This is a genomic window from Planctomycetia bacterium, assembly GCA_034440135.1.
In the GTDB taxonomy this organism is placed as follows: domain Bacteria; phylum Planctomycetota; class Planctomycetia; order Pirellulales; family JALHLM01; genus JALHLM01.
Genome location: JAWXBP010000142.1, coordinates 1 through 5,033, shown reverse-complemented (window position 1 = coordinate 5,033; position 5,033 = coordinate 1). Strand labels below are relative to the sequence as shown.

The following is a 5,033-nucleotide window of genomic DNA, read 5'->3' as shown; positions in this document are numbered from 1 at the left end:
GTCATCAGGATACCCGGAATATCAACGGCGACTCAAGTGGGAACGATGGTTAATAAGGGTGGTGGTAGCTGTCCAACACCCGCCAAACGTTTAACGCTTGAAAAATCTCTTCCCCCCGTTAAGTTAAGAGGCAATTGTCCCACGCGGCTGTGAAGGACGTTCTGGCCTTCGTCAGTGGGTCTTAATACCCTAAGTTGCGGGGCAAATGTCCGACTTTCATTAACAGCGTCATGGACGGTTTAAGAGCGTCTTAATCCCCTAACTTGCGGGGCAATTGTCCGACGCGCGGTGGGGTTAATCTGGCGCATTAAAGGGGTCTTAATACCCTAAGTTGCGGGGCAATTGTCCGACATTGCGGGGTACGTACCCCCTGCTCGGGATTGCGTCTTAATCCCCTAAGTTGCGGGGCAATTGTCCGACACTACGTGTTCCCGACAAAGAACGAGTGGCTCGTCTTAATCCTCTAAGTTGCGGGGCAATTGTCCGACCTACTACTCTTTTTAAAATATGATTTTTTTATGTCTTAATCCCCTAAGTTGCGGGGCAATTGTCCGACGAGTCTACGGCACGCATCAAGCCGCAGCGGAGTCTTAATCCCCTAAGTTGCGGGGCAATTGTCCGACGTTAGTTATCACGCTTTGCCTCATCGCAGGTGTGTCTTAATCCCCTAAGTTGCGGGGCAATTGTCCGACACGACGCCAATTGGGTACTACAACGGCGAAGAAGTCTTAATCCCCTAAGTTGCGGGGCAATTGTCCGACCCACCACCATCGGCGCCGCCGCGCCAGCCTAGCCGTCTTAATCCCCTAAGTTGCGGGGCAATTGTCCGACGCTTGCGCAAACTATCGCAGCACTGGGCGGCGCGTCTTAATCCCCTAAGTTGCGGGGCAATTGTCCGACCGTTTGTGCAGTTCGACCCCGCCGAGATGGCTGCGTCTTAATCCCCTAAGTTGCGGGGCAATTGTCCGACTAGAAAAGAAAACTTCAGCGGGCTTTGCTGTAGTCTTAATCCCCTAAGTTGCGGGGCAATTGTCCGACTGCCTTCACAAAAATAAACGCTTTGAATTCAGCTGCTTGTAAGCGCGTTTCGACACATGTCAGAGAGCGCAAAAAGTTTACTGATGAGGCGGACATTTTTGGGATCGAGGTGGACGGCCAAAGTATACCGCGACTTGAGCACGGCATGCTAACGGCGGTGCGGCAGCATGTGCTGTGCTTTCCGCTAATAAGGCCAACCTGGTCAAAAGGGTGCGGGCTCTTCGCCCAATCGCGTGCGCAATGTATGACACCAGCGGGACAGCGCACGCTCTACCGAGACTTCGCGCGCTTGATGCCAACCGCGGATCAGTGCAAGGCGAGCGGTTTTGTCGAGCCGACAGCCCTTGATGGGATCATCCGAAAAATTCTCGGGCGTCAGCTCGGACTCCAACAATTTCACGGCAACTCTATCGACGCATGGGCGCAGACACTCCATGGCATCGAGCGGTAGGGAATAGCGACCGGGGTAGATGTCGTGCAAGAAGCCAATGGCAGGGTCAAATCCTAGACGCTGCACGGCGGCCAACGCGTCGGCGCAGGCGAACGCGTATCCATAGGAAAGCAATGCATTCAACGGGTCACGCGGCGGTCTGCGATTACGGCCGTGGAAGCTCCAACGCGCTTCCACACTCGACGCCAACGCAGCAAACCAGTCGGCGGCAAGGGCGCCTTCCACACCTGAAAGCGACGCGATATCACGCGCTAGATTTACGGTAGCCTCAGCGCGTGAGAACGCGTGACGTAGCCTGTCGCTGTTGGACAGCCAGCCTTGCTCTATCTCCGATCGCATCGCTTCGATCTTTTCTTCAAACACCCACCGCGCGATGTTCATTCGCCGAGCTGGATCAGCGTGCGCCAAGTGCTGCCGCTGACGTAATGCGCCTGTCGTCGAGAGCCCTGCTGCTAACCACGCCACATCGTCACCGTGCCGTCCGCCGGTCAGCGCAACACCCACTCCAGCATCCGCAAGACCACGCCAAACAGTGGTGTCGGCGATGACGCGCCCATGCACAATCAGGAGGCTTAGTTGACTCACGCCGACCCGCCACAGGGGATTCTCCGGCGAACGCACGGTCAACACGCCAGCGGCATACTCGAGCGAGCTGCCTCGACGGTCGACGACGCAGACTAGACCGCTCATCGATCACCACGCGATTCAGCAGTAAGCTTTTGGTCAACCACGCTGAAGTGCGAATTGAGCAACCGCTTAGGCGCGATTGCCAAAACGCATAGTGCTCGGCGAACAATGAGGTGGCCTGAAAGTGACATGGAGGCATTTCGTGACAGGTATTGAGTTGCCCATACGATGTTATCTACCGCATGACCTTTGGAACTCGGCAAGCTTGCAGCGAGCCGGTAAATCGAGACCTCAGCTATAAAACCCACATACTCAAAGCCCGCTTGCAGCATGTGGTGAGACTGATCATACAGGCCGACCGCGCGACGATGAGCAGAGCGTTGGGAAAGCGCTCAAGAGCTAACTTTTGCAAGCTTGCAACGGAGCTGGCGCATTTATATCCAACAACATCAGCGGGGCTGTTCTAAAGCTTCGTTAGCGGCAAAGGAGAACGATTTGGCGACCGATTCCGAAAGAAAATTGTTTGCGTCGAAGGTGCTTAGCGCCGTGGGACAGGGTGAGTCCCGTCTGGGAAATACCGAGATCACTGGATTTCTCGCGATGGCCGGTCAGGCCTATGATCGCGGATTGATGGTCGTGGGGCGTGCGGTCAATCGTTGGGCCGAGGGTCGGCTGCCCGATCAGCTTGGCTCATTCGCCGGGGCAGACTCGTACGCCAAGCTTGTTCAAGATAGCGTTAGCGGAGATGGCGAGTGTCCTATGCGCTGGGTTACGAAAAGCTGGGGCGCTGCTGAGGATTACAACACCAAACGCTCGGCTTTCTGGCAGTGCATTCGCAGCGTCGTTCATGAACTGGCCATTGCGGACGTCGAGGACGTGGGATGGCCCTCACATCTCGTCTGGTCAAACCTCTACAAGGTATCGCCCGCGAAGGGCGGAAACCCATCGAAAAAACTGTGTGATATTCAACTTGCCGGTTGCGCAGAATTGCTCGACCTAGAACTCCAGACGTATCGGCCATCGCGCATACTTTTCCTTACCGGTGTTGAATGGGTGGCTCCTTTTTTGCGAGGCGCCAATCTTCACGACAGCCACGGATTTCGATATGTGAAGCAGTCAGGAGGTGCCTTCGGTGCACGGTGCGTAATAGCGGCCCATCCACAGGGCAAATTAAGATCGAAATGGGTTCAGGAAGTTGTCACGGCATTTGCCCGATAACATCAGGTTGCCCGCTCTGCACGCCACGGAGAACGTCTGTAGCCGTCTTAATCAGCCTCACGCAAGGCACTGAGTATAGGATTTCCTATACTTAGGGCACCTGGGCAACGCGCCGTACTCGCCATTGCCGAAGCCTGAGGCGACGCCGTACTAGCCTAGAATGAGCATCGCCTTAGGTCCTAGCAGACCTGACATTACTTGGGGGATCGCATTGGAAGTCTCTCCGTACATTTTGGAAGAAGCCAAGCAGCTCTTGGCGCGTCGCAGCGGCACGTCAGCAGAGATGCCGATTCAACTGACGAGCGCACCGGACATCTACGTCGCTGAAGCTAACGACGACACCATCATGGCGTTCGGCGCCGTTCGCGACGAGCACGGCAAGTCCTTCAAGATCGGGGCTCGACGCCAGTAGAACTAGCCGACGAAGTCCTTGTGCTTCGGGATGAGTGGTTTGACGCCGCGTTGGATATTGTCGAGCAGGTCGATCTTGGCTGCTTCGGCGGCGCGCCACTCTTCGGCGAAAGCGTCACCTGCTTCACGAGCCCTGCTGTCCTGGGACTGTGACCTTTCGCTTTGTTGGCGAAGGGCCTCTTCCGATTGGGATCTACTCTTTCGCAGCTCATCGGTCACTTGCTCTGCGAATGTGCTCACCGAGGACTGCAGCCCGCTGACTGCACCGGCAACTGCGTTGGTTGCAACCGATATGCGCCACCCCATGTCATTGATGGCATCCCCTAGCGTCGTGAAGCCGTGCACCAAGATCTTGTTAGTCCGGCGGACGTGGAACACCAGCGTGTACTTATCGCTGGTCTGCGTTCGACGAATAGTCCCGCGCAGGCGCTCGTAGAGTTGTGTCGTGGAAGGCAGGTGGGTGACTGCGGTTGACAGTTTGGCTGCGCCCACGGGGTCTGACCAATCTTTAATTGGCTCTTCACTGTAGGCCTGTAGTGCCGCCTGCACTTCACGCGCAGCCCTGTCGACGAAGGCGAGTTCGGTGATGGCCCGTTCTATCTCATCCCAGAACGGATCTAGGTAGCCTCCTTCAAACTCTTTGTCCGCACGATCCAACGCGATCTTGGCGTTGTTCACACGCTCCGGAATTACCGCCGTGTTCTTGTTCACGACGGCCAGGTAGCCCTCCAGCCGTTGTCGTTTCTCCTGCTCACCCCTCACAGCTTCAGCGAGCTTTTGGTCGCTTCGCCGCTTCTCCTCGTCTGACCGCGCAGCCATTTGGTCTGCTGCCAACGTCCGCTCTTTAGCGGAGCGCGCGAAGGCTACATACGCCTCAAAACCTACACCCAGGAAGATGCAGAAGGCGGTGACGGCGACGAAGTGGTCGCTGTCGTTCCCAGTTATTAACTGGAACAAAAAGACCGCATTGAGTACCGGAACGAACGAGATCCCCAACGCCAATACAACGAAGATGCCGTTCTCGACCGAAGTGAATAGCTCACCTCGCATCAAGTCGATCAACCAGCTCGAGACGAGTATCGCTGCCGGCACCACGTAGAGCCAGAAAATAAAACGCATCCCCCCCCCTTAATTCATGCTTGCGTGGATAGTGATTGATCCACTCGTGAAAAGGCATGTTGGACTTGCCCCCTTCAAACGGAGCTCAAGAAGTCGTTCGAGGTGCAGCGTTGATGAGTTTCCTTGCATAGGTGTTGGGTGACAAGTAGCCGAGCGAGGAATGCAGGCG

4 protein-coding genes and 1 CRISPR repeat array are annotated in these 5,033 nt (G+C 56.0%); of the genes, 2 read left to right on the top strand and 2 right to left on the bottom strand.

Translation table 11 applies throughout. The annotated features are described in order from the left end of the window. Positions 1-178: 178 nt before the first annotated feature. Positions 179-1,038: a CRISPR direct-repeat array (repeat unit 36 nt; unit sequence GTCTTAATCCCCTAAGTTGCGGGGCAATTGTCCGAC). 202 nt (positions 1,039-1,240) lie between these two features. Further along, complete coding sequence (gene cas1, locus SGJ19_08125) at positions 1,241-2,179, bottom strand: CRISPR-associated endonuclease Cas1 (protein MDZ4780203.1); 939 nt, start codon at positions 2,177-2,179, stop codon at positions 1,241-1,243. Between the two features lie 432 nt (positions 2,180-2,611). Between cas1 and SGJ19_08120 the strand changes: the two genes are divergently transcribed. Beyond that, positions 2,612-3,334, top strand: coding sequence for a hypothetical protein (locus tag SGJ19_08120; protein MDZ4780202.1), 723 nt, complete (start codon positions 2,612-2,614; stop codon positions 3,332-3,334). Between the two features lie 211 nt (positions 3,335-3,545). Next, a complete protein-coding gene (locus tag SGJ19_08115; GenBank protein ID MDZ4780201.1) occupies positions 3,546-3,746 on the top strand; it encodes a hypothetical protein in 201 nt (66 codons plus the stop codon). A 2-nt stretch (positions 3,747-3,748) separates the two neighbouring features. On the opposite strand, the gene SGJ19_08110 is transcribed toward SGJ19_08115, so the two are convergent. Beyond that, on the bottom strand, positions 3,749-4,864 hold the full coding sequence (locus SGJ19_08110; GenBank protein MDZ4780200.1) for a hypothetical protein: 1,116 nt from the start codon (positions 4,862-4,864) through the stop codon (positions 3,749-3,751). Positions 4,865-5,033 lie beyond the last annotated feature (169 nt).

Coding starts and splice junctions, on each gene's coding strand:
- SGJ19_08110 (MDZ4780200.1), bottom strand. CDS start 4,864: ATGCGTTTTATTTTCTGGCTCTACGTGGTGCCGGCAGCGATACTCGTC.
- cas1 (MDZ4780203.1), bottom strand. CDS start 2,179: ATGAGCGGTCTAGTCTGCGTCGTCGACCGTCGAGGCAGCTCGCTCGAG.